At 32.1% G+C, this 26,318-nt stretch carries 24 protein-coding genes, 2 pseudogenes and 1 riboswitch; of the genes and pseudogenes, 7 read left to right on the forward strand and 19 right to left on the reverse strand.

What is annotated here, in order from left to right:
• From ACA31_RS04860 to ACA31_RS04870, 3 genes and pseudogenes are all read right to left on the reverse strand, one after another.
• A pseudogene (locus ACA31_RS04860) lies at positions 1 to 781 on the reverse strand (elastin-binding protein EbpS); the annotation flags it as partial.
• Positions 782 to 928: 147 nt separating this feature from the next.
• Positions 929 to 2,308 (reverse strand): RecQ family ATP-dependent DNA helicase, encoded by a 1,380-nt coding sequence (locus tag ACA31_RS04865; RefSeq protein WP_057512242.1) that lies wholly within the window; start codon positions 2,306 to 2,308, stop codon positions 929 to 931.
• Positions 2,295 to 3,260, reverse strand: a complete 966-nt coding sequence (locus tag ACA31_RS04870; protein ID WP_057512243.1) for a helix-turn-helix domain-containing protein — start codon at positions 3,258 to 3,260, stop codon at positions 2,295 to 2,297. Before ACA31_RS04870 ends, ACA31_RS04865 begins: the two co-directional genes overlap by 14 nt.
• Positions 3,261 to 3,369: 109 nt before the next feature.
• On the opposite strand from ACA31_RS04870, the gene ACA31_RS04875 reads away from it, so the two are divergent.
• On the forward strand, positions 3,370 to 3,618 hold the full coding sequence (locus tag ACA31_RS04875; protein ID WP_002507556.1) for a ferredoxin: 249 nt from the start codon (positions 3,370 to 3,372) through the stop codon (positions 3,616 to 3,618).
• Between the two features lie 274 nt (positions 3,619 to 3,892).
• Here the strand turns inward: ACA31_RS04875 and ACA31_RS04880 are convergent, their stop codons facing one another.
• The 6 genes from ACA31_RS04880 to ACA31_RS04905 form a co-directional block, all read right to left on the reverse strand.
• Complete coding sequence (locus ACA31_RS04880; protein ID WP_057512244.1) at positions 3,893 to 4,438, reverse strand: ECF transporter S component; 546 nt, start codon at positions 4,436 to 4,438, stop codon at positions 3,893 to 3,895.
• A gap of 65 nt (positions 4,439 to 4,503) precedes the next feature.
• Positions 4,504 to 4,639, reverse strand: a riboswitch (FMN riboswitch).
• A 220-nt stretch (positions 4,640 to 4,859) separates the two neighbouring features.
• Positions 4,860 to 6,635, reverse strand: coding sequence for an ATP-binding protein (locus tag ACA31_RS04885; RefSeq protein ID WP_057512543.1), 1,776 nt, complete (start codon positions 6,633 to 6,635; stop codon positions 4,860 to 4,862).
• A complete protein-coding gene (locus tag ACA31_RS04890) occupies positions 6,619 to 7,344 on the reverse strand; it encodes a response regulator transcription factor (RefSeq protein WP_057512245.1) in 726 nt (241 codons plus the stop codon). Before ACA31_RS04890 ends, ACA31_RS04885 begins: the two co-directional genes overlap by 17 nt.
• Positions 7,345 to 7,477: 133 nt before the next feature.
• On the reverse strand, positions 7,478 to 8,215 hold the full coding sequence (locus ACA31_RS04895; RefSeq protein WP_002507552.1) for a pseudouridine synthase: 738 nt from the start codon (positions 8,213 to 8,215) through the stop codon (positions 7,478 to 7,480).
• Positions 8,208 to 8,750, reverse strand: a complete 543-nt coding sequence (scpB, locus tag ACA31_RS04900; protein WP_057512544.1) for an SMC-Scp complex subunit ScpB — start codon at positions 8,748 to 8,750, stop codon at positions 8,208 to 8,210. Before scpB ends, ACA31_RS04895 begins: the two co-directional genes overlap by 8 nt.
• Positions 8,740 to 9,474 carry a segregation and condensation protein A gene (locus ACA31_RS04905; protein ID WP_057512246.1) on the reverse strand — a complete coding sequence of 245 codons (735 nt, stop codon included), beginning with the start codon at positions 9,472 to 9,474 and terminating at the stop codon, positions 8,740 to 8,742. The genes scpB and ACA31_RS04905 overlap by 11 nt, the downstream gene beginning before the upstream one ends.
• A gap of 93 nt (positions 9,475 to 9,567) precedes the next feature.
• Between ACA31_RS04905 and ACA31_RS04910 the strand changes: the two genes are divergently transcribed.
• Positions 9,568 to 10,074 carry a DUF309 domain-containing protein gene (locus ACA31_RS04910; protein ID WP_057512247.1) on the forward strand — a complete coding sequence of 169 codons (507 nt, stop codon included), beginning with the start codon at positions 9,568 to 9,570 and terminating at the stop codon, positions 10,072 to 10,074.
• A 92-nt stretch (positions 10,075 to 10,166) separates the two neighbouring features.
• Here the strand turns inward: ACA31_RS04910 and xerD are convergent, their stop codons facing one another.
• The 3 genes from xerD to ACA31_RS04925 form a co-directional block, all read right to left on the reverse strand.
• Positions 10,167 to 11,054, reverse strand: coding sequence for a site-specific tyrosine recombinase XerD (gene xerD, locus ACA31_RS04915; RefSeq protein ID WP_057512248.1), 888 nt, complete (start codon positions 11,052 to 11,054; stop codon positions 10,167 to 10,169).
• Positions 11,055 to 11,095: 41 nt separating this feature from the next.
• Positions 11,096 to 11,542 (reverse strand): ferric iron uptake transcriptional regulator, encoded by a 447-nt coding sequence (fur, locus tag ACA31_RS04920; protein ID WP_046465387.1) that lies wholly within the window; start codon positions 11,540 to 11,542, stop codon positions 11,096 to 11,098.
• A 103-nt stretch (positions 11,543 to 11,645) separates the two neighbouring features.
• Positions 11,646 to 12,188, reverse strand: a complete 543-nt coding sequence (locus ACA31_RS04925; RefSeq protein ID WP_057512249.1) for an NUDIX hydrolase — start codon at positions 12,186 to 12,188, stop codon at positions 11,646 to 11,648.
• A 221-nt stretch (positions 12,189 to 12,409) separates the two neighbouring features.
• Between ACA31_RS04925 and ACA31_RS04930 the strand changes: the two genes are divergently transcribed.
• The gene (locus ACA31_RS04930) at positions 12,410 to 13,324 is read left to right on the forward strand and encodes an aldo/keto reductase (RefSeq protein ID WP_057512250.1); all 915 of its coding nucleotides are present in this window, start codon (positions 12,410 to 12,412) and stop codon (positions 13,322 to 13,324) included.
• Between the two features lie 143 nt (positions 13,325 to 13,467).
• Here the strand turns inward: ACA31_RS04930 and ACA31_RS04935 are convergent, their stop codons facing one another.
• Positions 13,468 to 14,226, reverse strand: a complete 759-nt coding sequence (locus ACA31_RS04935) for an SDR family NAD(P)-dependent oxidoreductase (protein WP_057512251.1) — start codon at positions 14,224 to 14,226, stop codon at positions 13,468 to 13,470.
• 142 nt (positions 14,227 to 14,368) lie between these two features.
• Here ACA31_RS04935 and proC point away from each other — a divergent pair, with 142 nt between their 5' ends.
• The gene (gene proC / locus ACA31_RS04940; RefSeq protein ID WP_057512252.1) at positions 14,369 to 15,184 is read left to right on the forward strand and encodes a pyrroline-5-carboxylate reductase; all 816 of its coding nucleotides are present in this window, start codon (positions 14,369 to 14,371) and stop codon (positions 15,182 to 15,184) included.
• Between the two features lie 282 nt (positions 15,185 to 15,466).
• Here the strand turns inward: proC and rnz are convergent, their stop codons facing one another.
• Positions 15,467 to 16,387, reverse strand: a complete 921-nt coding sequence (gene rnz / locus ACA31_RS04945) for a ribonuclease Z (protein ID WP_057512253.1) — start codon at positions 16,385 to 16,387, stop codon at positions 15,467 to 15,469.
• A 150-nt stretch (positions 16,388 to 16,537) separates the two neighbouring features.
• Between rnz and zwf the strand changes: the two genes are divergently transcribed.
• Both zwf and ACA31_RS04955 read left to right on the forward strand, forming a co-directional pair.
• Positions 16,538 to 18,022 (forward strand): glucose-6-phosphate dehydrogenase, encoded by a 1,485-nt coding sequence (gene zwf / locus ACA31_RS04950; protein ID WP_057512254.1) that lies wholly within the window; start codon positions 16,538 to 16,540, stop codon positions 18,020 to 18,022.
• A 290-nt stretch (positions 18,023 to 18,312) separates the two neighbouring features.
• Positions 18,313 to 19,185, forward strand: a complete 873-nt coding sequence (locus ACA31_RS04955) for an AraC family transcriptional regulator (RefSeq protein ID WP_057512255.1) — start codon at positions 18,313 to 18,315, stop codon at positions 19,183 to 19,185.
• 79 nt (positions 19,186 to 19,264) lie between these two features.
• Here the strand turns inward: ACA31_RS04955 and ACA31_RS04960 are convergent.
• From ACA31_RS04960 to ACA31_RS04975, 4 genes and pseudogenes are all read right to left on the reverse strand, one after another.
• Positions 19,265 to 20,913 (reverse strand): annotated as a pseudogene (locus ACA31_RS04960) (glycoside hydrolase family 13 protein).
• Between the two features lies 1 nt (position 20,914).
• On the reverse strand, positions 20,915 to 21,931 hold the full coding sequence (locus ACA31_RS04965) for a LacI family DNA-binding transcriptional regulator (RefSeq protein ID WP_057512256.1): 1,017 nt from the start codon (positions 21,929 to 21,931) through the stop codon (positions 20,915 to 20,917).
• 303 nt (positions 21,932 to 22,234) lie between these two features.
• Entirely contained in the window at positions 22,235 to 23,644 is a 1,410-nt protein-coding gene (gene gndA, locus ACA31_RS04970; protein WP_057512257.1) for an NADP-dependent phosphogluconate dehydrogenase, read from the reverse strand.
• 68 nt (positions 23,645 to 23,712) lie between these two features.
• Complete coding sequence (locus tag ACA31_RS04975) at positions 23,713 to 24,849, reverse strand: M20/M25/M40 family metallo-hydrolase (protein WP_057512258.1); 1,137 nt, start codon at positions 24,847 to 24,849, stop codon at positions 23,713 to 23,715.
• Between the two features lie 219 nt (positions 24,850 to 25,068).
• On the opposite strand from ACA31_RS04975, the gene prli42 reads away from it, so the two are divergent.
• A complete protein-coding gene (gene prli42 / locus ACA31_RS13245) occupies positions 25,069 to 25,167 on the forward strand; it encodes a stressosome-associated protein Prli42 (protein ID WP_156393421.1) in 99 nt (32 codons plus the stop codon).
• A gap of 147 nt (positions 25,168 to 25,314) precedes the next feature.
• Here the strand turns inward: prli42 and ACA31_RS04980 are convergent, their stop codons facing one another.
• Positions 25,315 to 26,307, reverse strand: coding sequence for an aromatic acid exporter family protein (locus tag ACA31_RS04980; protein ID WP_057512259.1), 993 nt, complete (start codon positions 26,305 to 26,307; stop codon positions 25,315 to 25,317).
• Positions 26,308 to 26,318 lie beyond the last annotated feature (11 nt).

Here is a 26,318-nt window from a genome sequence, read left to right on the forward strand (position 1 = left end):
CGTCTGATTTGTCTACTTGTTCGCTATCTGATTTGTTGATATTTTGTTCATTATCATTTAAGTCATTTTCTGAATTCTTATTATCGTTGTGTTTGCCAGCAGCATAAGCACCTGAACCAGTTGCAGCAGTGCCTCCAGCTACAGCAGCACCTTTTTTCTTAGAACTATTTTTATCATTTTCAGAATGCGAAGCATCGTCTGATTTGTCTACTTGTTCGCTATCTGATTTATTGATATTTTGTTCATTATTATTTAAGTCATTTTCTGAATCCTTATTATTGTTGTGTTTGCCAGTAGCATAAGCACCTGTACCAGTTGCAGCAGCGCCTCCAGCTACAGCAGCACCATTCTTATTGGATTCATTATCTTTTTGTGATTCAATATTTTCATTGGAATCATTTTGGTTTTCTTTTGTATTTTGATTATTTGTTGATCCATGGTTTAAATCATTATTCTTCGAAGGATCTTTTGTTGAGTTATTTTCAAAATCTGGTTCTGATGAATTGTTATCTTCTAGTGATTGATTTTCGCCTTGAACTACATCTTTATCTTGTTCAGGCTGATTATTTGGATCTTGATTTGTTGCTGTGTCCCGTCTACGCTGTCTTCTTTGAGCATTTCTAGGAGGGAATTGTTCGTCTGTCTTATCAGAAACTTCCTCTTTTACGTTGTCAACTGAACCATTAACGGACTCCTTTGTATTGTCTTGATGTTCTTTTGGATCAATGGATTGACGATTTTTTTCAAAATCATCTTTAAAATTGTTGTTAGACAAATTCATCATCCTTCCTCGTTTTAATTTAAGTATATATTGTTATACCCTAAAAATAAGTAAACATGTAAAACTTTTCATTCAAAAATCACTATTAAACTAGTATATATGTAGTATTATAGCTTGTTTGAAAAAGTGAAGTAAAGTATTTGTCTATTATTTAAACAAATTTTGTATTTTTTCATTAAAATCCATTTTTCTTTTTACTTTTTTTCTATTAATTAAATTTATTACATTTAAATCAGAATCATTATCACAGCATTGATCAGGCCTTCTATTTAACGTTTCACCGAAGAATTCCATCATATAAGTACGTCGGCATTGGTCTAGATTTTTGTATCCTAGCATATGTATATAACCTTGGCGTTTTCGTTGATATGTCCTGTCGAATATCGTACGCAACTCAGTAAATGAGTAATAGCTATTTAATATTTCTAATATTTCAAATTTATCAGGAGTTACAAAGGAACCTACTTCAAAGGCATTTACATCCTCAGTGGTAATCATATCCGTAAATAATAGCGTTTCTAGTAAAAAACTATCATCAGGTTGAAACAGACTAATTGCTTGACTGTCTGCCCCATCACGGCCAGCACGGCCAATTTCTTGCATGTAGTTTGATGGACTGGTCGATAGGTGGTAATGAAAAATAGAACGTATATCTTTTTTATTAATGCCCATACCAAATGCACTGGTTGCCACGATGATAGGTATTTCATTATTTAAAAATTGGTGCTGAACTGTGTGCCGTTCTTGATAAGATAAATCTCCATGATAAATCCCTGTTAAAAAACCGTAGTTATATATTTCTTTTGCTAATGTAAGACACACTTTTTTAGAAGAAACATATATAATTGTAGGTCCTGAATTTTCTAATGCTGGAAGTAACCATTTTAATTTGGCTTCATCGTCTGCAAAATTTTTATGTGTTAAAAAAATATTGTCTCTATTCATACTTGTTTTAATGACATGAAAAGATTTTTTTAACATAGTGTTTAAATCATAAGTTAAATAATTCGGTGCTGTTGCAGTCAGAGCAAGCAAGGTTGCTGTCGGAAATCGTGCAATAATTTTACCTATAAGTGCATAGTGCGGTCTGAAATCATATCCCCATTCAGATAAACAATGCGCTTCATCTAGTACGACCATTCCGATATTCAAATTTTTAATGAGATTGAAATTTTGAGGTTGCAATATAAATTCTGGACTTAAATAGATAAATCGACTTTTTGTTAGTGATTCAATGTTCCTTTTCTTCTCATTTTCATCCATACCTGAATGAATACAACAAACATGATGTTCGCCATGTAGTTTGAGTTGCATGACTTGGTCATCCATCAAAGAAATGAGTGGTGAAATAATTAGTGTTGGTTGTTGACGTATGTAGGTTGGTAATTGATAACAAAGACTTTTGCCACTTCCTGTAGGTAAAATACCTAATGTATCTTCATTGTTCAATACACTTTCTATAATCTCTTGTTGTCCAGGTTTAAAAGTCTCAAATCCAAACCACTTTTTTAGCTCATGCTGTAACATTGATTTCACCTCTCTCTATTCCAACGATAATCAATTTCAATTCAAAATAGCTGAGGTCAGAAAATATTTCTTTATAATTGCGTAACCTTTCGCTACGATTTGAAATATAATAAGTCATGAAATCAGTATAAATTGAATGTGTTAAATAATCTTCATAATTCGATATGTAGCCTTTTATAAATAACTCTAAAATATGATCATCTATCGTATTAGGTTTAACGTTTTGTTGTGCAGCTAGTTGTTCGAAGTTTAATCCATTTTGTAAACCTGCGTAAGTTTGCTCTGTTTTATTTAATAATGATGGTAGCACAATAAGTTTGTTTAATAGTGGATAGTTAGATGCATTCTCAATCTCGTACATTAATGTGACTAAATCTGTTAATTCTAATTCGAATAAGTGTTCTTGTGGTATGTCCTCTATTAAACTGATTTGTAGCCGTGTATACATACTTTCTTCAAAACCTTGTAGGTAATAGTGAATATATATTGTATTATTTTTATTCATCATAGATTGAAATAATGTCGAAAGTTCTTCGATGAATTGATCTTGTAATTGTTTGTTGATAATTTGCTTATATACAAATTTAACTTGTTGGTGTACAGTACTATGTTGAGTAATAGGTACGAATTGATAGACCTTATGTTTGGTATTAGATAGGGTCTGAGTTAATAATTGTATGGCTTTAAATGTGTTGGTTAAACTATCAAACGTATGTCTCGGATGATTAGCGATATTTTGAAAGCTATTATCTTGATCATTAAATTGATTGAAATATCGCTCAAACGACTGATATTTCAAGTTAGGCATGCTGTGATATAATGACAAGAGTTGTTGACTACAGGCATCAAAAAAAGTTTGATGTGACTTTTTCCCTGTGATAATATTAAATATACTTTTTTCAGTTTTGTAATTGTGTGCATGTGTTTGTGCAAATTGGATTATATTATACATGTTTACTCCCTCATTCTATAAAACAAAAACATTTGAAAAATCTTAAAACAGTGACTACAATAATAATTGTGCTATTAGTGTAGCATTTTTGTCAAAGGAGGCGAAGAAATTGGCTAAATATACAATTGTTGATATGGATACATGCATTGCATGTGGTGCTTGTGGTGCCGCTGCCCCTGATATATATGACTATGATGATGAAGGTATTGCTTATGTGATACTAGATGACAACAAAGGTACAGCAGAGGTGCCGGAAGAATTATATGAGGATATGGAAGATGCGTTAGATGGTTGTCCTACTGATTCAATTAAAATTGAAGAAGAATCATTTGATGGTGATGCATTAAAATTTGAATAAAATCAAGATTTGTTCTATACAAGTAAGTATGCAATTTATACTTAATAATATATATAATAAGCGTTTGCCTAAATATAGTGATTACTAACTATATTTGCTAATGGCTACGTTTAAGGTTAGCGTGTTCACATTACATGGAACATGCTACTTTTTATGCCTAAGATGATTCTAAATTAATAATAGTAATTAAAAAACAGAGTGATTTCTGTATTATTTCAATAGAAATCACTCTGTTTTTATTTATCTGAGTGTTAATTTTCAGATGTTTTTAAATTTATTTTGGTAATACATTTTTCAAACGTTTAAATAAAACAATGAACACTATAGAAATAATAGCGCCTTTAATAATGTTGAATGGAATAACGCCAGATACAATAACAATCTTAACGTTTTCTACAACATTAGATAAATTCATAATCATGCCATATAAAGGTAACAATACAAAGTAGTTTAAGATACTTAGAATAATAGTCATCACAATAGTTGCTACAGTAAGGCCTATGATTTGTGATTTAAGGTTAAATTTGTTTTTAGTGACATAATAAGCTGTTATTAAAAAACTGGATGCTGCTAAAAAGTTAGCAACTGGACCAACTGGATCTCCAATATTGAATAAGAAGTTCAATAAATTTTTAATAAATTCTACAACGATTCCAGCTATTGGCCCAAGCGTGAATGTAGCTAATAGTGCAGGCACATCACCAAAGTCTAAAGTTAAATAAGGCGGTAAAAATGGTATTGGAAATTTTATAAACATCAAAATAAAAGAAACCGCACTTAACATACTTATCGTAATAAGTCGTTTTGTTTGTTGTTGCATATTAAATTATCTCCTTCCATTCATCTTTTATCGAATAGGAGGATTTAACAGCACAACAAATAACCCTCCATCTTCTCCCATCCAGACTTTACTGTCGGCTCTAGATTTGCACTAGATCAGCCATTTATTTAAATGAAAATAAATGGGTCGCAGGCTTTAATTACTGCCGGTTGGGAATTGCACCCTACCCCGAAGATGAATATCTCAAATTTTTATAAATATATCATAGCTTATTACTCTGGTAAAAACAATATTATTGCTCTAAATATGCTGAAAAGGACTGAATTAAATGAAATATATACTTTTTATTATGTCTATAAGCATTATCAATAATAAAGACCGACGAAATAACAATAATGATTTCGTCGGTCTTTATATATGTTTGATCAGTTACTTAAAGCAGTAACCATTCAAGAATTTTCTAAAGCATTTCATTATTAGCTAACTTTGGTAATTTGATAATAAAGGTTGTTCCTTTACCTAGTTTACTTTTAACGTCAATACTGCCACCATGTTCATCTACAATCATTCGACATATAAATAAACCTAAACCTGTACCCTGTTTACCACGTTTACGTGAGGAATCAACTTTATAAAAACGTTCGAACACTTGTTGTAGATGCTCTGGTGCAATGCCAGATCCCGTGTCTGTAATATATAATATGTTCTCTGTCGCTGACTCTCCATAACTGATAGTGATGGCATCTCCTGTTTCAGTATACCTCGTTGCATTGTCTATCAAATTAGTTAAGACTTGTTCAATTCGATCTAAATCATAATACCATAGCTGTTCGTGCGTGTTTGGATTTAAATTGATGCTTAAACCTAGACTCTCTGCATGACTTTGATATTTTTGTTGCATTTTATTTAGTAATGTATCAATAGGCTGAACAAATTTTTCTACCGTTAGGCCCTCAGCATCCATACGTGCAACACTGAGAAGCTCATTTACAAGTCGATTTAAGCGCTTGGTTTCATCTAGTACGATAGATAGTGATTCATGTATTTCATCGGGCTCTGTGACGATGCCATCCACAATAGACTCAGTATATCCTTGTAATAGTGAAATAGGCGTACGTAATTCATGTGAAACATTAGCGATAAAGTCTTTTTTCATTTGGTCTATGTTATGTTCGTTAGTCATATCACGAATAATAGCGACGATACCACTACGACCATCTGGTTGAATTTGATCAATGTAACTCGTTATTATTACTAAATAACGTGTATTTATTTCATATTCTTCAAATTGAGTTTGCTTGTTTTTGAAAGTACGTTCATTTTGCTTATCAAGCTTTTTCAGTTCATGTCCATCAAGTATTTGAAGGGTGTTTTGAGCCATTTTATTAGAAATTATAATTTCTTTTTTATCATTGTATCCTAATACACCTTCAATCATAGAATTGATTAAGCTGTCACGAATATTTTTAGAAGATGACAAGGCATCGATATGTTGTTGGATTTCAGAACTCATCGTATTAAACGTACGAGATAATTCACCAATTTCATCACGCGTATTGACGGGTACGACTTGGGCATAATCCCCTTTAGAAACTTTCAAAGCCTGTGTCCGCAAATTTCGTAACGGTTTGGTTATACGAGATGATAAGAAAAAGGCAAAAACGGTTGTAATTGCTAAGAAGATAATAGCAATAATTAAAATAATAACTGTAATTACATTATTGGTTTCTTCGATTGTTTTTAAATCTTGATAAATAAATACACCACTGTAGTTAATATTCCGATTATTATCTTTCTCATTCAAGATTTTAGCAGGATAACCAATTAATACATAAGTCCGTTGTTGCCCATTGATTTTAACAGTAACGTGTTCTGAAATCTGTTTCCCTTTATCAAACACTTGATTATAATCTTTATTGTTTTTAATTTCTTTAAACATCTTGTCTTTAATTTTATCTTTGTGTTGGCTCACCATGTGCTTATCATTCATAATAATAAGTCCATCTGGGTTTTCTATTAATTTACGACTGTATTCAATAGCTGTAACTTTATCATCTGCACTTTCCACCAATTGACTGATACGCTGCGCATCTTTGAGTAATGAATCTTCGGTTTCTTGCGTGAAATAGGACTGAATAAATGTTATGAGGGCAGCACTTAGTAAAATTAAAACTGTCGTTACTATTAAAATAATAGTTAACCACAGTTTTATTACTACATTATTTAGCCGATTCATCATTAGACTTAACCTCGAATTTATAACCGACGCCCCAAACAGTTTGAATCATTTGAGCTGCTGCATCAGATACTCGATTTAATTTTTCTCTTAAACGTTTAACATGAGTATCTACAGTACGCAAGTCGCCGTAGAATTCATAATGCCATACTTCTTTTAGAAGCTGTTCACGATCAAAGACTTTATTAGGTGTTTTAGCTAGAAATATTAACAGCTCATATTCTTTTGGTGTTAAATTAACTTGGTTATGATCTGCTAACACTCTGTGTGCATCGTTGTCAATGACAAGGTGGTCAAATTCAATTAAATCACGCGCATGAGGTTCACTTTGTTCAGTATGCGCTACTTGTGTACGTCTTAACAACGCTTTGACACGTAATACCACTTCACGAGGAGAAAATGGTTTCACGATATAATCGTCTGCACCAGATTCGAATCCTTCTACTCTATTTGTTTCTTCACCTTTAGCAGTCAACATAATAATTGGTGTTTCTTTGTGTTCTCTGAGTCGTGAAGCTACAGTGATACCATCCATCTCTGGAAGCATAAGGTCTAATAAAATACATGAATAATCATGCTCCATCGCCATTTTATACGCTTCATTACCATCACTTGCTTCATGTATCTCAAAAGACTCTCTTTCAAGGTATAATTTTAATAATCTTCTGATTCGATCTTCATCATCTACGATAAGTATTTCATTTGACATACGTATGTACCTCCCACACTGCTAACTTTCAATTTAATGACATTATATCATACGTTTAACAGGAAAAGTGATTGCGAAGAAAAAGATTGTGAAACTTTTCTCATGATTTAAATCAAGCTAAACGTAATAACAATTATTTACCATGTTCTGCAAGTTGGCGCATCACTTTTACTTCATGAGGTGTTAAGACTCTGCCCTCACCTGCATTAAGCCCTTTAAGGTTAAGTGGTCCAACTTCAATACGTTGTAATTTTGTAACTTCGTGGCCAAAGTGTTCAAACATGCGACGGACTTGTCTATTGCGTCCTTCTGTAATTGTAATTTCAACAAGTGTTGAATTTTTATCCTTATCTTGGTTCTTTACTTTTACAGTAGCTGGTTGTGTATGACCATCTTCTAGTTCAACTCCATGTTCTAAAGCTTTAACTTCTTCACGCATTAAATAGCCTTTTAATTTAACAACATATTTTTTCTTGATTTTATAACTCGGATGTGTCATTAAATTAGTAAATTCGCCGTCGTTAGTTAATAAAAGTAATCCTGACGTATCATAGTCTAAACGACCCACTGGATAAATTCTTGTTTTAATTTGTTTAAAGTAATCTGTAACTACTTTTCTACCTCTATCGTCAGATACACTAGTGATAACTTGTGCCGGTTTATAAAATAAAATATATAGTTTATCTTGTTGTTCTAACTTAATACCCTCAACCTCAATCGTATCCGAAGGTTTAACTTTTGTACCTAACTCTGTTACAACTGAGCCATTGACTAATACTTTGCCCTCTGTAATTAATGTTTCTGCTTTTCTACGTGACGTGTGCCCACTGTTTGCAATACGTTTTTGTAATCTTTCTGTCTCTTTATTCATTATTTTCTCCTTTTTGATTTACTAAATTACTGAAGAAAGCTTCTATTTCTTCAGCTTCCTCATCAGTAGTTGGTAAATCATCTAAATGTTCAATGCCAAATACGTTTAAAAATAGTTCCGTGGTATAGAGTTGTTGGCTTCTGGAATCCGCTTCGTCTTTAGCTTCTATCAGCCCTCGAGCGATTAAAGTTTTAACAGCGCCATCAGAATTTATACCTCTAATCATCTCGATATCGCTTCGTGATAAAGGTTGATTGTAGGCAATAATAGATAATGATTCCATTGCTGCTTGAGATAATTTCATTTTTGATTTTTGTTCTATTAATTTTTCAATATAATTTGCTGCATCTTTTTTTGTCGTAAGTACATAAGTTTGACCAAAATGTTGAATTTCTAAGCCATCTGATATGTATTCAGAAACAAGTAGTGACAACTGTGTTTGGTCAATGTCTAAAATTTCGAGTAATTGTTTTTCATCTAAACCTTCGTCACCTGCTGTATAAAGTAATGCTTCTAGTATACCTTTATCGTTCAATGCCATAGTTTACCCCTCTTAAAATATTGATATCGTCGAAATTTTGGTGTTGTTCTATATTTACAATGCCCGATTTAGACATTTCAAGTATTGCTAGAAAATGTGTGACTACCATTTCAACAGGTTCTGTAAAATTAAACAAACTAAAAAAATTAAACGAATCATGTTGTTGTAAACGCGCATTAACTTGAGAAGTTGCTTGTTGAATCGTAAACGTTTCTTTACGGATATCTACAGTTTTGGGCGTATTGAATTCAACGCGATTTTTAACTTTTTGATAAGCGATGATTAATTCTGTTAAATCAATTGTATTACTTGAATCCCATGTTTCATTAGATTCTAGGTGTGTTAAATCAGTTGGGTGCTTTGAAAAGTAAAAAGCACGTTCAGATTTCTTTTCATTTAAAATCTCAGTATATTCTTTATAATTTTGATATTCAATTAATCGTCCCACTAAACCTTCACGTGGATCCTCTTCTAATTCGTCGACTTCTTCTGATTGAGGTAACAGCATTTTACTTTTAATCATAAGCAGTTCAGACGCCATAACCAAATATTCACTAGCAATATTAATCTCTAATTGATTCATCGCATGTATATATTGCATATATTGTTCTGTTAATTCTTTCATGGGAATATCATAAATATCAATTTCAATTTTTTGAATGAGATGCAATAATAAATCTAAAGGACCATTAAAAGCATCTAGTTTCACTTCATACATAGTATCTACCTCATATAGCAAGTTATGTGCGTATTTCACTAAAATATTATAGCATGTTTAATGAAAACATTTAAATTTGGAGCGGTTTTAATTATGAAAAATGCATTGCAAGATTTTTATTATCAATTTCATACTGAACAACATTATTTTTTATGTCATGACATTTTAGAAGAAGCTTGGAAAGAAAATCCGCAATTTAGTAAAGATGATGCGATTGTTAGTTTGATTTTGTTAGCAACAGGCTGCTATCATTATCGCAGACATAACAATGTTGGCGCGTTACGATCTTTTAAAAAAGCGTTAAGTGTCATTGAACAAAGTGAACAATTCATCGATTTAGGTATCTATACAGATGAATATAAAAAACTCCTTATAGAATTAATTCAGTCTGTGGCTAATGCAAATCAATTTGTGCCAATTCAATTACCAATAACAAAAGAAATGGAACAGGATATTTTAAAAAAATATCCTGATTTTGTCAGAGCACCACAAATGATTGAAGATAGTTATATTGTAAATCATCATTTAGAAAGAGATCGTTCAGAAGTTGACAAAGCGCGACAACAAGCACTTGATATACGTCGTTCAAAAAAAGAATAAACTTAAGTTAAATGAATAAACCAAGTCATATTAAAATGACGACGCAAACAAAAAACACAAGCTAGCTATTCAACGAATAAACTGGTTTGTGTTTATGCACGTGGATGAAATTCATTATACATTTTACGAATTTGTGATTTTGAGACGTGTGTATAAAGTTGAGTTGTCGAAATATCAGAATGACCTAACATTTCTTGTACAGCACGTAAGTCAGCACCATTTTCAAGTAAATGTGTAGCAAACGAATGTCTTAATGTATGTGGTGTCAAAGTCTTATTAATATTCGCTTTTACGCCATTTTGTTTAATCATTTTCCAAATAGCTTGTCTTGACAAAGGTTTACCATGCATATTTAAAAACAATACATTTGTCACAGTACGCTTCAATAATTGAGGACGTGTTGTATCTAAATATGTATTTAAATATTCTATTACTGCATCACCTAATGGGATAATGCGTTCTTTGTTCCCTTTACCAAATACTTTGACGAAGCCCATAATTAAATTGATATCTTCAAGCTCAATGTGTATAAGTTCAGAAACGCGCATGCCTGTAGCATATAATAGTTCTAACATAGTACGATCTCTATAGCCGTTAATTTTTGATAAGTTCGGAGTCTCAAGTAAAGTAAGTACTTCATCTAGTTCTAAGACGTCCGGTAATTTTCTATCATATTTTGGTGTTTCGATTAATACAGTTGGATCTTTTGCAGCATATTTTTCTCGTAATGCGAACTGATGAAAACTGCGTACTGTAGATATGAAACGTGCTAATGATTTTGCAGAAGCACCATCATCGTGTAAAAAACCAAGGCATTGATTGATTAATTGTCTGTCTACAAAATCTATATGCCCTATTTTTTGTTCTTCTAAAAATGTAGCATATTTTTTTAAATCTCTTCTATATGCGCCAATTGTATTTGAACTCAACCCTTTTTCTAGTTGGATGAATCTCAAATATTCTTCAATTATAGTATCCAATGGAACCACCTCTATTTATAAAATAGTGTATGATGTTGAGCTTACTTACCTTGAGCTTGGCAATCTGAGCATACACCATGGAAAGTTAAGCGATGGTCTGAAATTCTAAAGTTAAAATCTTGCTCTACTTTTTCTTCCACTTGAGGTAATAAATCTTCTTCGATTTCCTCTACTTTACCGCATTCCATACAAACAAGATGATGGTGGAAATGCTTAGCGCCTTCTTTACGTAAATCAAAACGGGCAACACCATCACCAAAATTAATTTTATCCACAACTTTCAATTCTGCTAATAATTCTAGCGTACGATAGACAGTCGCAAGTCCTATTTCAGGTGCTTTATCTTTAACTTTTAAATAAACGTCTTCAGCGCTTAGATGATCTTTCTCATTTTCAATTAAAACTCTTAGCGTTGCTTCGCGCTGCGGAGTTAATTTATAAGATGATTGTTGTAATTGTTGCTTCACGCGATTTAATCGTTCTTCCACGGAAGCCTCACTCCCCTACTAATAATTATAATCATTTCAATTTACATAATGATTTATATATAAAATACCAATAATTGATAAAATACGCAAGTGTGTAGGCAAGTTATTTGGAATGATTATAATTAAGTAATAGATATTGTAAAGCAATAATCGTTTTAGCATCCTCGATTTCTTGATTTTGGAGCATGGGTGTTATTTCTTCAATATTATATGTTTCGATTTCAATAAATTCATCATCATCTAAATTCATTTCACCTATTTTAAGGTCTTTGGCAAGATAAATGGAGATCTTTTCATTTGAGAAGCCAGGGGAACCAAACATTTCAGTAATCAATTCTAAATTTTCGGCAATATAGCCCGTTTCTTCTTCTAATTCTCTTTTGGCCGCTAATTCTCTTTCTTCATTTATTTCTAATTTTCCAGCTGGTATTTCTAATAATGTTTTTTCAGCAGGTTTGCGATACTGTCTGACGAGAATCACTTGGTTTTCTGGGTTGATTGCACATACTGCAACTGCCCCATTATGGTAGACTAATTCACGTTTTGACGTTTGTCCATCGGGTAATTCTACGTCATGGACTTCTAGATCAATAATTGCACCTTTGTAAATGGACTCTTTATGTAATGTTTTCTCGAATAGATTCATTATAATCACGTTCCTTTTATTTGGATTAGGATATTGTTAATATTAACATGATAGTGTTTCAAGGAATAGCGAAAGCGATAAAAAAACAATGCTCATGGAAATATAAGTGCTAATATTTCATGAATATTTAAAGTTTTTACGCAATGCATATAAGTAATTCATAACGACTTACTTTGTTACGTCTATGCCCTATCATCAAGTGTATCGAAAGGAGAAACGACATGCAAAAAAACATTTTAAAAAGTGGTATTGAAATCTCAGAATTAGGTTTAGGTTGTATGAGTTTAGGCACAGATTATGAAAAAGCAGAACCAATTATAGAACGTGCGGTTGAACAAGGTATCACATATTTTGATACAGCTGATATTTATGATAAAGGTGTAAACGAAGATATTGTAGGAAAAGCCTTGAAAAAATATCAAAATCGAGATGATATTGTTATTGGCACAAAAGTAGGTAATCATTTAGCTGATGATGGTACTACATTTTGGGATCCTTCTAAAAAATATATCAAAGCTGCTGTGAAGGACTCTTTACAAAGACTAGGGTTAGATCACTTAGATTTATATCAATTACATGGTGGCACGATTGATGATCCACTAGATGAAACAATTAGTGCATTTGATGAATTAAAAAAAGAAGGTATTGTTCGTGCATATGGCATATCTTCAATTCGACCTAATGTCATTGATTATTATTTAAAACACAGCGACATCGAAACTTTAATGTCTCAATTTAACTTAATTGATAATAGACCAGAAGTATTATTAGATGATGTGCATGCTAAGAAGGTTAAAGTTCTTGCACGCGGGCCTGTTTTCAAAGGTTTGTTAACTACTAATAGTAATCAAGTATTAGATTCTAAATTTAAAGAAGGTATATTTGATTATACTTACCAAGAATTAGGTGCGACAATAGCTTCTATTAAAGAGATTGAAAATAATTTAACTGGTTTAACATTTAACTATCTTACATCACATGATGCTTTAGGTTCTATTATTATGGGGGCAAGCAGTATCGACCAATTAGATGAAAATGTGAAAAATTACGAATTATCAAAAGAAATTAGTTTAGAAAAACTAAAAGTTGCACGTAATCGTGTTAAGAATCTAGAATATACACAACATTTAAAATAAAAAATCACACCATTAAATAAAAGGGTTAGTTTGATACTTATGAAAGTAGATGTCATATTCATCATCTATTATCGTTTGAGTTCAACTAACTCTTTTTTATATTGCAATTTAATTTCAATAATAGATAAACAGAATAGTAGTAATTAAGTTTTATTCTTAAAGAATATAGTGAAATGCTTTTCAATAAAGCGTGGTGCAAGTTGATAAATCTTTAACATAAAATGCATCCATTTAGGTTCGTTGATTTCTGTTTTGCTTGTAAGCATTCCTTTTATGACTTGCTGTGCTAATTTATCTGAATCTAACATAATACTTTTATATTTTTGTGCAAATGCTAATGATGGATCTGCCTTTTCATGAAATGGTGTAGCAATTGGACCAGTATTTACAGTTAGAACATGATAGTTAGGCCTTTCAATGCGAAGGGCATTCAAGACTTGGTTAAAAGCGGCTTTACTTGCCCCATAATGTGCGGCATAAGCTTGTGTTAAAAAAGCAGACTGGCTACCAATACCAACGATGGATGGATTAGTCCTTAGAAATGGTTGTATTGTAGTCAAAAGTATATTAAAGTTCACTACATTTAAAGTATAAGTTTCTAACATTTCATCAAGACTATGTTGGCCTATTGCTTTAAAATAACCTAAACCAGATGAATAAATTAAACCATCAACTGATTGCCCTTGAAAATAATGACTAAGCTTTAGAATTTGAGCTTGTGATTGTAAGTCGCATTGTATGATAGACAAATGCTCCACACCATATTGCGCAATAATGTCATCTAGTTTTTGTGGATTGCGCACGATTACTGTCACAAACACCTTTTTCTTTAACAATATCTTTAATATTGCTTTACCTAAACCACTCGTTCCACCAGTTAAAATATAATGTTTGCCAATCATAATTATCCCTACCCTTTATCAATGTATAGTCAGTATAATTGAAATGGCTATGATATGTCATGCATATAATATAAATATTAGTTATATTATAAATCTATGTTAGTATAGAAACATAAAAACTAAGAGGAAGTGAAGTATTCACATGAAACTAGTATTTTATGGTGCTGGTAACATGGCTCATGCCATTTTTACAGGTATCGTTAATTCAAAAGTGATTGATTCTAACAATATTTATTTAACAAATCGCTCTAACGAAGTTGCACTTAAAGATTATGCAGAAAAATTAGGTGTGAATTATAGTTATGATGACGAAGCATTATTAAAAGATGCTGATTATGTATTTTTAGGTACAAAACCTTATGATTTTGATGTATTATCTGACCGAATTAGACCGAACGTAACAGAAAATAATAAATTTATTTCTATTATGGCTGGTTTACCTATAAGCTATATTCGTGAAAAAATAGGTGTTGATAATCCAATTGCTCGTATTATGCCAAATACAAATGCGCATGTAGGTCATTCTGTAACGGGTATCAGTTTTTCTAATAATTTTGGACCAAAATCTAAAGAAGAAGTTGATGATTTAATTAATGCATTTGGGTCAGCAATAGAAGTTTCTGAAGATAACTTACATCAAGTTACTGCAATTACAGGAAGCGGTCCAGCCTTTTTATATCACGTATTCGAACAATATGTGACAGCGGGCACGCAACTTGGTTTAGAGAAATCTCAAGTTGAAGAATCTATCCGTAATTTAATTATAGGCACAAGTAAAATGATTGAACGATCTGAATTGAGTATGGAGCAATTGAGAAAAAATATAACTTCTAAAGGTGGCACTACCCAAGCAGGCTTAAATGCTTTATCAGAACATGATATTGAAGGTGTGTTCGAAGATTGTTTACGCGCTGCTGTTGATAGAAGTATTGAATTATCAAGTCGAGATGACGATTAGTTGAATTAAAGCATGAATACAAGCGCTATTTTAACTAACTTATAAATATAAAAAATAACACCCATTCATTGCATTTTACGTATGAATGGGTGTTATTTTAATTTTACAATCTTTTAACACTTTATATTGTGATTAAGCTCACTGAATGTGTACACTCAACATGAAACAACATATTATCAATCTATATTAAAGGTATTGTAAATAGGTTGAAAGCGCAAATTCCTATATAAAGAACTTACGCTTTCGTGATATACCTATACTACTATTTTTAATTATCTACAGTTAAAATGACCATGAATCAAAATCATTAACAAACATGAATGGTGGTGTTGTATCTCGTGACTTTAATGACTGACTGATAGTTTCCACTTCTTCTTTTGTATAGCGATTACTTATGTGTGTAATTAAACTATATTCAACTTGGGCTTCATGAATTAACTCAAACACATCGTCAATATGACTGTGATGATAATTGTTTGCTAACATTTTATCACCTTCTATATAAGTACTTTCATGTACCATTACTGTTGCATCTTGAGCAATTAACAACTCATTTTTACAAGGCATCGTGTCGCCAAATATAGCGATAACAGGACCCTTAACAGCATCTCCTTTAAATTGATTAGAATCATAAATTAATCCATTATGTTCAAAAGTTTCATTAATTTTAATATCTTGATACTTAGGTCCTGGTTCCAAACCAATCTCTTTTAAAGCTTGAACATCAATTTTACCTGGCGTATACGGCGCTTCAATTCTGTAGCCATAAGATGTAATGCCATGATTTAATAGATATGCGTTCACATTAAAGCCGTTGTGATGATAATTTAATTGATCTTCAATTTCTATGTATGTAATTGGATAATTTAATCTGGATTCAGATAGTTGTAATGCCGTCTCTATAAATTGTTGAATACCCTTTGGTCCAACTACTGTGAGTGGCTTACCTTCTCCACCTTGAAATGAACGACTCGTTAATAGTCCGGGTAAACCAAATATATGATCCCCGTGCATATGCGTAATAAAAATATGATCAACCTTACCCAATTTGATTGAATGATGCAGTATTTGATGCTGAGTCCCTTCCCCCACATCAAATAACCAAACATTATTTGAGTAAGGTTCTAAATTTAATGCAATTGCTTGGGTGTTTCTTTCTTTGGTTGGTAGACCTGCACTCGTGCCAAAAAATGTGATTTCCATGCATATGCCTCCTCTTCTTATTCATATTTTATCACACAAAAGAATAAGAAATATATTAAAATTAAATACTTCCAAGCAAAATTGTAGGAATAATACTGAATATTGGTCTATAATAAATAGAGATTTATAAAAAGAATTGAGGTTTTGATCTTGAATACTAGAAACAAAGATATTCCATGCTTAATAACAATTTTTGGAGCAACTGGTGATCTTAGTCACAGAAAATTATTCCCATCATTATTCCATTTATATCAACAAGAAAACTTGAATGAACAAGTTGCAATTATTGGGATAGGTAGAAGAGACTTAACAAACGATGATTTCCGTAGTCAAGTGAAATCATCAATTCAAGAACATGTTAAAGATACAAAACATCTTGATAAATTTATGGAGCATGTATTTTATCATAAACATGATGTTAGTGATGAAGCAAGTTATCAATCACTACTAGAAGTGAGTAATAAATTAGATACTGAGTTCCAACTTCAGGGTAATAGATTATTCTACCTAGCTATGGCTCCTAATTTCTTCGGTGTGATTTCTGATTATTTGAAATCATCTGGATTAACTGAGACTGCTGGTTTCAAACGTTTAGTTATCGAAAAACCATTCGGTACTGATTTAGAGTCAGCAGAACAATTAAATGAACAATTACGTCGTTCATTTAAAGAAGAAGAAATTTATCGTATTGACCATTACTTAGGTAAAGACATGGTACAAAATATAGAAGTACTACGTTTTGCTAATGCGATGTTCGAACCATTATGGAATAATAAATACATTTCTAACATTCAAGTAACATCTTCAGAAGTATTAGGTGTTGAAGATAGAGGTGGTTACTATGAATCAAGTGGTGCTTTAAAAGATATGGTTCAAAACCATATGTTACAAATGGTTGCATTATTAGCAATGGAAGCACCAATTAGTTTACACAGTGAAGATATACGAGCTGAAAAAGTTAAAGCGCTTAAATCACTACGTAAATTAGAATCAGAAGAAGTTCGTCAAAACTTTGTTCGTGGACAATATGACGAAGGTACAATTGATGGTCAAAAAGTAAGACGTTACAGAGATGAAGACCGTGTTGCTGAAGATTCAACAACCCCTACTTTCGTTTCAGGTAAATTGACTGTCGATAACTTTAGATGGGCTGGCGTTCCATTTTATATTAGAACAGGTAAACGAATGAAGAGTAAAACGATTCAAGTTGTTGTTGAGTTTAAAGAAGTGCCTATGAATTTATATTATGAAACAGATAAAAAATTAGATTCAAATTTACTTGTCATCAACATCCAACCTAATGAAGGTGTATCATTACATTTAAATGCGAAGAAAAATGTTCAAGGTATTGAAACAGAACCTGTTCAATTATCTTATGCAATGAGTGCACAAGATAAAATGAATACTGTCGATGCTTATGAAAATTTATTGTTTGATTGTTTAAATGGTGATGCTACTAACTTCACCCATTGGGAAGAGTTAAAATCTACTTGGAAATTTGTAGATGCAATACAAGAAGAGTGGGACCAAAATGAACCTGAATTCCCTAATTATGAAGCGGGATCAAATGGTCCATTAGAAAGTGAATTACTCTTAAGTAGAGATGGTTTCCATTGGTGGGACGATATTCATTAATATGTTTATCGTTCTATAACATGAAGCAACAACACGAGTGTAAAAAACCACTTCTGTTGTTGCTTTTTTCTTAACCTTTTTTTGTGTTATGATTTAATTTATTGAGCAAATAAAGTAATATTTGCAATTTTACTTATTTACATTTTACTCTATTCAATATTTTTGAGATGTAAGTATAAGTAAAATGATGTAGAATATAATTTATTAGGTAAACGATGCTAACGTTTTCCAACAATAAATTTAAAAGCAATGATGGCGAATGAGTCATTTGAAAATTAGGAGTGAAGGTTTTGGACGTTATCAAGCAAATACAACAGGCAATTGTTTATATAGAAGATCATTTGCTAGAGCCTTTTCATTTGCAAGAACTCAGTGATTACGTTGGTCTTTCACCTTATCATCTTGACCAATCATTTAAAATGATCGTTGGCCAGCCTCCAAGTGGGTATGCGAGGTCACGTAGAATGACTTTAGCAGCAAAAGAGATTATTAGTGGTTCAAGTCGCTTAATGGATGTAGCTAAAAAATACAGTTATAGTGATACAAATACATTCGCAAATGATTTCAGTGATTTTCACGGTGTGTCACCCATCCAAGTGAATACCAAACGTGACGAACTTAAAATGCAGCCAAGACTTTACATAAAACTGACAACAACAGAAACTGCACCTTATAATTACAGATTAGAAGATACGCGAGGCCTGTCATTAGTTGGTTACAATCAATTTTTAGAAGCAGATGAATTAGAAAATCCATATAAAGTACCTGATTTTTTAGAAGATTTATTAGTCGATGGAAAAATAAAAGAGCTTCAACGTTATAATGATGTAAGTCCACACGAGTTATTTGTAGTCAATTGTCCATTAGATCAAGGTATGGAAATATTTGTCGGTGTACCAAGTGAAAGATACCCTGCACACTTAGAAAGTCGTTTCCTACCAGAAAGGCAATATGCTAAATTTAACTTACAAGGTGATTTAGACTATGTCATTAACGAAGCTTGGTATTATATTGAAACAAGCCTTCAAATGACCCTGCCATATGAGCATAACAGCCTGTATGTGGAAGTTTATCCTTTGGAATTATCATTTGATGATGCTGTCACTAAAGTTCAGCTATGGATGCCTGTAGATCAAGAACAATATCATAACAACGAACTCTAAAAACACCTCTGACATAATTTGAATTTAAAATAATTCAAATATCGTTAGAGGTGTTTTTAGAGTTAAGTATATTAATTTTTTATAAACCTATTACAAAGGCTTCAAACGGACGTAATGCATCTAAATTCAATTTGTTATCTTTATAATTGTGGAGTTCAATATTACTTTCATTTATAATTTCATTGAATTCCAATGAGGCTGTCTTATCAGTTAAGTTTCCTATTACAAGTACACGTTTACCATCTAATTCTCTAATATAGGCAAATACACTTTCATTTTCAGCATCTATCAAATTAAAAGTACCATATGTAAAAATAGCATGTGATTTTTTTACTTGAATCAGATATTTGTAAAAATTCAATATTGAATCAGAATCTTGTTGCTGTGATGATACATTAATTTCAGTGTAATTAGGGTTAACTGGGAACCAAGGCTCATGTTCAGAAAAACCACCGTTTGTAGCGTTAGTCCATTGCATTGGTGTACGAGAATTATCTCTATTTTCCATTTTGTGTTTATTTAACAGTTCGGTTAAATCGCCCCCCTGATTCTTAACGATATTATATTCATTAACTACAGCAATATCATTAAATGTTTCCACGCTTTCAAATGGATAATTGGTCATACCGATTTCTTGACCTTGATATATAAATGGAGTGCCCTGTTGTAAGAAATATACAACCGCATGACTTGTAGCAGATTCATACCAAAATTTTTCATCATCTCCCCATGTAGATACACGTCTAGGTTGATCATGATTTTCTATAAATAATGCATTCCAGCCTACATCTTCAAGTTTTTTTGCCATCTATTTAATACATCTTTATATGCTTTAACATCAAATTTAATATCACCAGTATTCCATAAACCTAAGTGCTCAAATTGGAAAATCATATTAAACTTACCTTTTTCTTCGCCAACCCATTCATCAGCAGTGTCAGGATTTACACCATTTGCTTCTCCCACTGTCATAATATCGTATTTACTTAAGGATTCATCCTTCATTTCTTGTAACCAATCATGTATGCCAGGTTGATTCATATCTACATCAAATGCAGGTGCGTAAGTTTTTCCTTCAGGAATTGGTAAATCCCCTGCTTCAAATGTTTTCTTAATATGCGTAATTGCATCCACTCTGAAGCCATCAATACCTTTTTCAAACCACCAGTTCATCATGTTAAATACAGCTGCTTTAACGTCTTTATTTTCCCAATTTAAATCAGGTTGTTTTTTACTAAATAAATGAAAATAATATTGACCTGTTGTTTTATCATATTCCCATGTAGAACCATTAAAAATACTTTCCCAATTATTAGGTTCTGATCCATCAGTTTTTGGATCTTCCCAGATATACCAGTCACGTTTTGGATTATCTTTACTAGATTTAGATTCTATAAACCATGGATGTTCGTCCGATGTATGATTGACTACTAAATCTAAAATGAGTTTCATACCACGTTGATGTATACCATCTAATAATTGATCGAAATCTTCCATCGTTCCGAATTCGTCCATTATATCTTGATAATCACTAATATCATAACCATTATCATCATTTGGTGATTTATACATAGGGCTTAACCAGATGATATCGATACCTAAATCTTGTATATAATCCAACTTTTCAATAACCCCTTGTAAATCTCCAATACCATCGTTATTTGAATCATTAAAGCTTCGAGGATAAACTTGATATGCTACTGCCTCTTTCCACCACTGTTTATTCATATTATTGCTCCCTTTTTATTAGTTGAGTTGAGACCCGTTTAATAATCTCTGTTGGAATAACTTTATTAAAATTGATGATATGTTCTCTACGCATTAATTGGATGATTGAGTCGCCTGCTACTTCACCTAATAAGTCAGGATGTATATCGACTGCAGTTTGTGGGGGCGCTGCAAATTCAGTTAAGTAAGAATCATTGAATGTTGCTGTCTGAATATCTGTTGGTACATGAAGCTGTAATTCATACAATACGCTTAACAAAATATGATTGAGCATCGTATCTGATGTAATAATGACAGAAGGTAGTGCATTATGTATGATTAAATGATGGAAATATGATTTTATGCTTTGGTAGTTCATATCAAAATATTCGATAAGAGCTGTTTGCTTTTGTTGTTTAAGTATATTGGAAAATCCTTTAATTCGATCTTTTACAACTTCATAATTTCCACATTCAGCTAAAAATAAAAAATTAGTATGACCAATACTTACAAGATAGCGCGTTAATTGCTCCGCTGCTTCAACATTATTATTATCTATATGAATGACTTGTTGATCCAATAAAGGATTCCCCACAACGACGTACGGCATATTATGTTGGGCGAGTAATTGTTCTATCATATCGTTTTCTTTTGAATATAATAAAATAAAGCCATCTACTGCATGATAAGAAATCATGTGACTCACTTCTAATTCTATATTTTCGTATTGCTCACTTGTGGTTGATATTGTTGCATAACCTTGTGCTTTACATGATTTATATATACCCGCAAGGACATCTATGATAAATGGATTTTGCCTTGTTTCTTTGTTCTCGCTTTTTTGAATGATACCTACTGTATTAGATTGTTTTGTAACTAATGTTCGTGCTGCATGATTTGGTTGATAATCTAATTCTTTCATCACCGATAATACTTTTACCCTAGTAGTATCGCTTATACGATTATTACCACTAATGACACGTGAAACTGTCGATGGTGATACGTTTGCTGCTTTTGCAACATCCTTTATAGTTACCAAGTTGGCTCATCCTTTTAATGTTTATAATTAAAGCGCTTTCAAAGATATATTTATAATGATAAATAAGTATATAGGGAAAGTCAAAGGTATTTGTGCAAACGATTGCATAAAGTTGTTTTTTTCTCTACAACCATGAGTTAAGATTTCTTTTGAAAATACTATTCATTGGGAAATTAACGTCATACTAAGACTGTAATTGAAAAAATTGTAAAAAAACTACCAACAAAGGCCCTAGGGTTTTGTTGGTAGTTCCAAACACGAAAAAAGTATCGTGATTTTTGTAATGTTATATACAAATGAATATTAGTCTTCAATCCATTGTGTATGGAATACGCCTTCACGGTCTTTACGTTCGTAAGTATGTGCACCAAAATAATCACGTTGAGCTTGAATTAAGTTAGCTGGTAAGTTTTCTGAACGATAACTATCATAATAGTTAATACTTGCAGAGAAACCTGGTGTTGGAACACCATTTTGTACACCAGTAGCTACAACATCACGTAATGCATCTTGATAGTTTGTTACGATATCTTTGAAGTACGGATCTAATAACAGATTTTGTAATTCTGTATCATTATCATAAGCTTCTTTAATTTTTTGTAAGAATTGCGCACGAATAATGCAACCTTCACGCCAAATCATAGCAAGCTCTCCTAATTTTAAATTCCATTCATTGTCGTCACTAGCTTTTCTCATTTGAGCAAAGCCTTGTGCGTATGAACAAATTTTACTCATATATAGTGCTTTACGGATTTTTTCAAGGAATTCTGCTTTATTACCTTCAAATTTAGTACTTGGTCCATTTAATTGTTTAGAAGCATTCACACGTTCTTCTTTGATTGAAGATATAAAGCGTGCAAATACTGATTCAGTAATAATTGTTAATGGGATACCTAATTCTAAAGCATTAATAGAAGTCCATTTACCTGTACCTTTTTGTCCTGCAGTATCCATGATTTTTTCAACTAATGGACCATTACCATCATCATCTAATTTAGTGAAGATGTCACCTGTGATTTCAATCAAGTAACTTGAAAGTTCGCCAGCATTCCAATCTTTGAATGTTTGTGAAATTTCTTCATGAGACATACCAAGTAAGTCTTTCATCATTGCGTAACTTTCAGCAATTAACTGCATATCTGCATATTCAATACCGTTATGTACCATTTTAACGTAGTGACCGGCGCCATTAGGTCCAATATAAGCTACACATGCAGCGCCATCTTCAGCTTTAGCAGAGATTGCTTCTACAATATCACTTACTTTATCAAATGCTTCTTGTTGCCCACCAGGCATTAATGAAGGACCAGTAAGCGCGCCAACTTCACCACCAGAAACGCCCATTCCGATGAAGTTAACACCACTTTCAGCTAGTGCTTTATTACGTCTGATTGTATCTTGATAATTAGTGTTACCACCATCGATTAAAATATCATCATTATCTAGTAATGGTAATAAACTATCGATTGTTGCATCTGTTGCTGATCCTGCCTTAACCATTAATAAAATCTTACGGGGTTTTTCTAGAGAATTCACAAACTCCTCTATAGAGTACGTCGGATGTATATTTTTACCTTCTGATTCAGTTACCATTTCATCTGTTTTAGAAGATGAACGGTTAAAAACTGAAACGCTATATCCTCGTGATTCAATATTCCAAGCAAGGTTTTTACCCATTACGGCTAAACCTACTACACCAATTTGTTGTGTCATTTAACTAACCTCTCTTATTAAAGTTTTCTCATATATTGTATCATAAAGCATCACTCATATTCACTTAATCAGTTTTCAGATTTTTGAGTAATTATTTCAACTATTTTTAAAAGCTGTTCTGCTAAAAGATTTAAAGCGTCAATTGACATACGTTCTTCAGTTGTATGGATGTGCTCGTAACCTACACCTAAGATAACTGTAGGAATACCTAATTGATTAATAATATTACCATCAGACCCGCCGCCAGCCATAACTGTGTTCGGTGTTAATCCTAATGCAATTGCACTGGCTTTAGCTACGTTAGTAACTGTGGCATCTTGTGAAATTTTAAAGCCAGGATAACTATTAATAATTTCAACTGTAGCCGAGCAACCATATTTTTCTGCTGTTTCTTCAAAAACAGATTTCATATGAGCCACTTGAGCGTTTATACTTTCGTCTGAGTGTGATCGAGCTTCAGCCATAAGTGTTACTTTGTCAGCTACAATGTTAGTTGCAGATCCACCTTCAAAACGACCTATATTTGCTGTTGTATATTCGTCTATCTGACCTAATTTCATCGCACTTATAGCTTTAGCGGCAATATTAATCGCACTCACACCTTTGTTAGGTACACTCGCGTGAGCTTTTTTACCATGAATTGTAGTGTTGATTTTCATTTGCGTGGGTGCATTAATAACAGTTGTTCCAACATCTACACTTGCATCAATAGCATAGCCATATTTAGCATCGAGTAAAGAAGTATCTAGTACTTTTGCACCTTCCAAACCAGATTCTTCAGAAACAGTAAGTACAAATTGAATGTTACCATGTGGTATGTCTTGTTCATTTAATATGTAAATTAACTCTAAAATAGTAGCTAATCCAGCTTTATCATCAGCGCCTAAAATTGTAGTTCCATCTGAATAGATGTAACCGTCATCTTTAATTATCGGTTTTACATTAACGCCCGGTACAACTGTATCCATATGACTTGTGAAATAAATATTATCTATGTTTTCATCATTTGTCGTAGCCTTTAATGTGCAAATTAAATTATTTGCTCCTAAATTTTCATGTTGGCCAGCATTGTCTTCCACTACCTTTAATCCAGATTTTTCAAACTTAGATTTGAGTAACTGTTGAATTTCATTCTCATTTCCACTCTCAGAATCAATTTGTACTAATTCCAAAAAAGTATCTAGGAGTCGTTGTTTATTTATCATTTGAAAATCTCCATTCCATTATTTATATGCCGTACCTTTAAGTGTAACGGAATGTGTCCATATTCAAAACTAATATGTTTCAATTCTAGAGGGTTTGTATGATAAAATAATATGATAAAATAGTTTGAAATTGAATGTGTTATGATTGAATTATATTGATATATACAGTGTGTTTAATCTATATTTTAATTCCATATTCTAGATTTGGAGGAATCATCTTTGAGTAACAACAAAGTTCTAAGAGTCATTATTATAGTCATGTTAGTAGCTGTTATACTCGCATTGGTATTGACTAGTGTCGTTCCATTAGTGAATTAATCATAATGGTATTTGAAAGTATCAATTCTTAATTAAAAATTATTTTATTATTGAAAGTGATAAACCACTAATATTTGTATAGTTGAAAATGAATAAAGCCATACAAGATCCTTAACTCATAAGAATTTTGTATGGCTTTTATATTTATTAGGATGTTGCGATTTTAGGATCACTATGTAATCTTAAAGAGCCGAATTGTGATTTTAATAATAAATATGATTCAAGCTCATTTAAAAGTTGTAATAAATTGGCACGTGTTCGAAAAGCCTCATGTGATGCAGGTAAGTCTAATTCATTTAATTCTATTCGAATTTCATATAACGAATGCAATCTTAATACAGTATAATCATTACTATTTACATTTGTCCCTACTTCAGCAAATAAATTAGATATTTTGGATAATAAGCAATCTTTTGTTTCAATATTTTGAAGGATTAGAGCCATTCTTCGTAATAGTTCTAACTGTTCTTCCCGCATATCAAAATAATGATAATAAGAGTTTTCATTTCTAACATAGTGATTCTTAACATCTCTAAATGCGATTGATTTAGCTTTGCGAATCGTAACTTTTAACTTCTCAAAGGATATGTCTAAACTTGGGCTTGGGTTTTTACAAGCCTTACTGAACATTTGAAAAATTTCCGTAAATTGGTTTTCGATTTGTTGTTTATATTGTTTTAAATTACTATCTAAGCTTGGCATAATAACGTTCATTAAGAATGCGATGCCTAGCCCAACAATTAATAAGATAATTTCATTGAAAAATAAATCTATATCAATCGTTTTAGCATTGAACACATGAAGTAAAATAACACAACTTGTAACAACACCTTCTTGAACTTTAAATACAACAGTTAAAGGAATAAAAAGTAATACAATGATACCTAAAACAATTGCGTTTTGTCCTAATAAATTAAAAACAATAGAGCCAAGTGCGAGTATCATAAGACAAGATACAAAACGAGATACAATTGCTTGTAGCGAATGCACCTTTGTATGTTTAATACAAAGTACCACTAAAATGGCACTAGATGCAAAATTATCTAAACCGATTAATTTTGCAATAATAATACCCAGTGCCATTCCAATTGCAGTCTTTATCGTTCTAAATCCGATGCGGTATGGATTCAAACGTGTCATGTGTTAGTCCC

The sequence above is a fragment of the Staphylococcus sp. NAM3COL9 genome (assembly GCF_001431205.1).
Taxonomy (GTDB): domain Bacteria; phylum Bacillota; class Bacilli; order Staphylococcales; family Staphylococcaceae; genus Staphylococcus.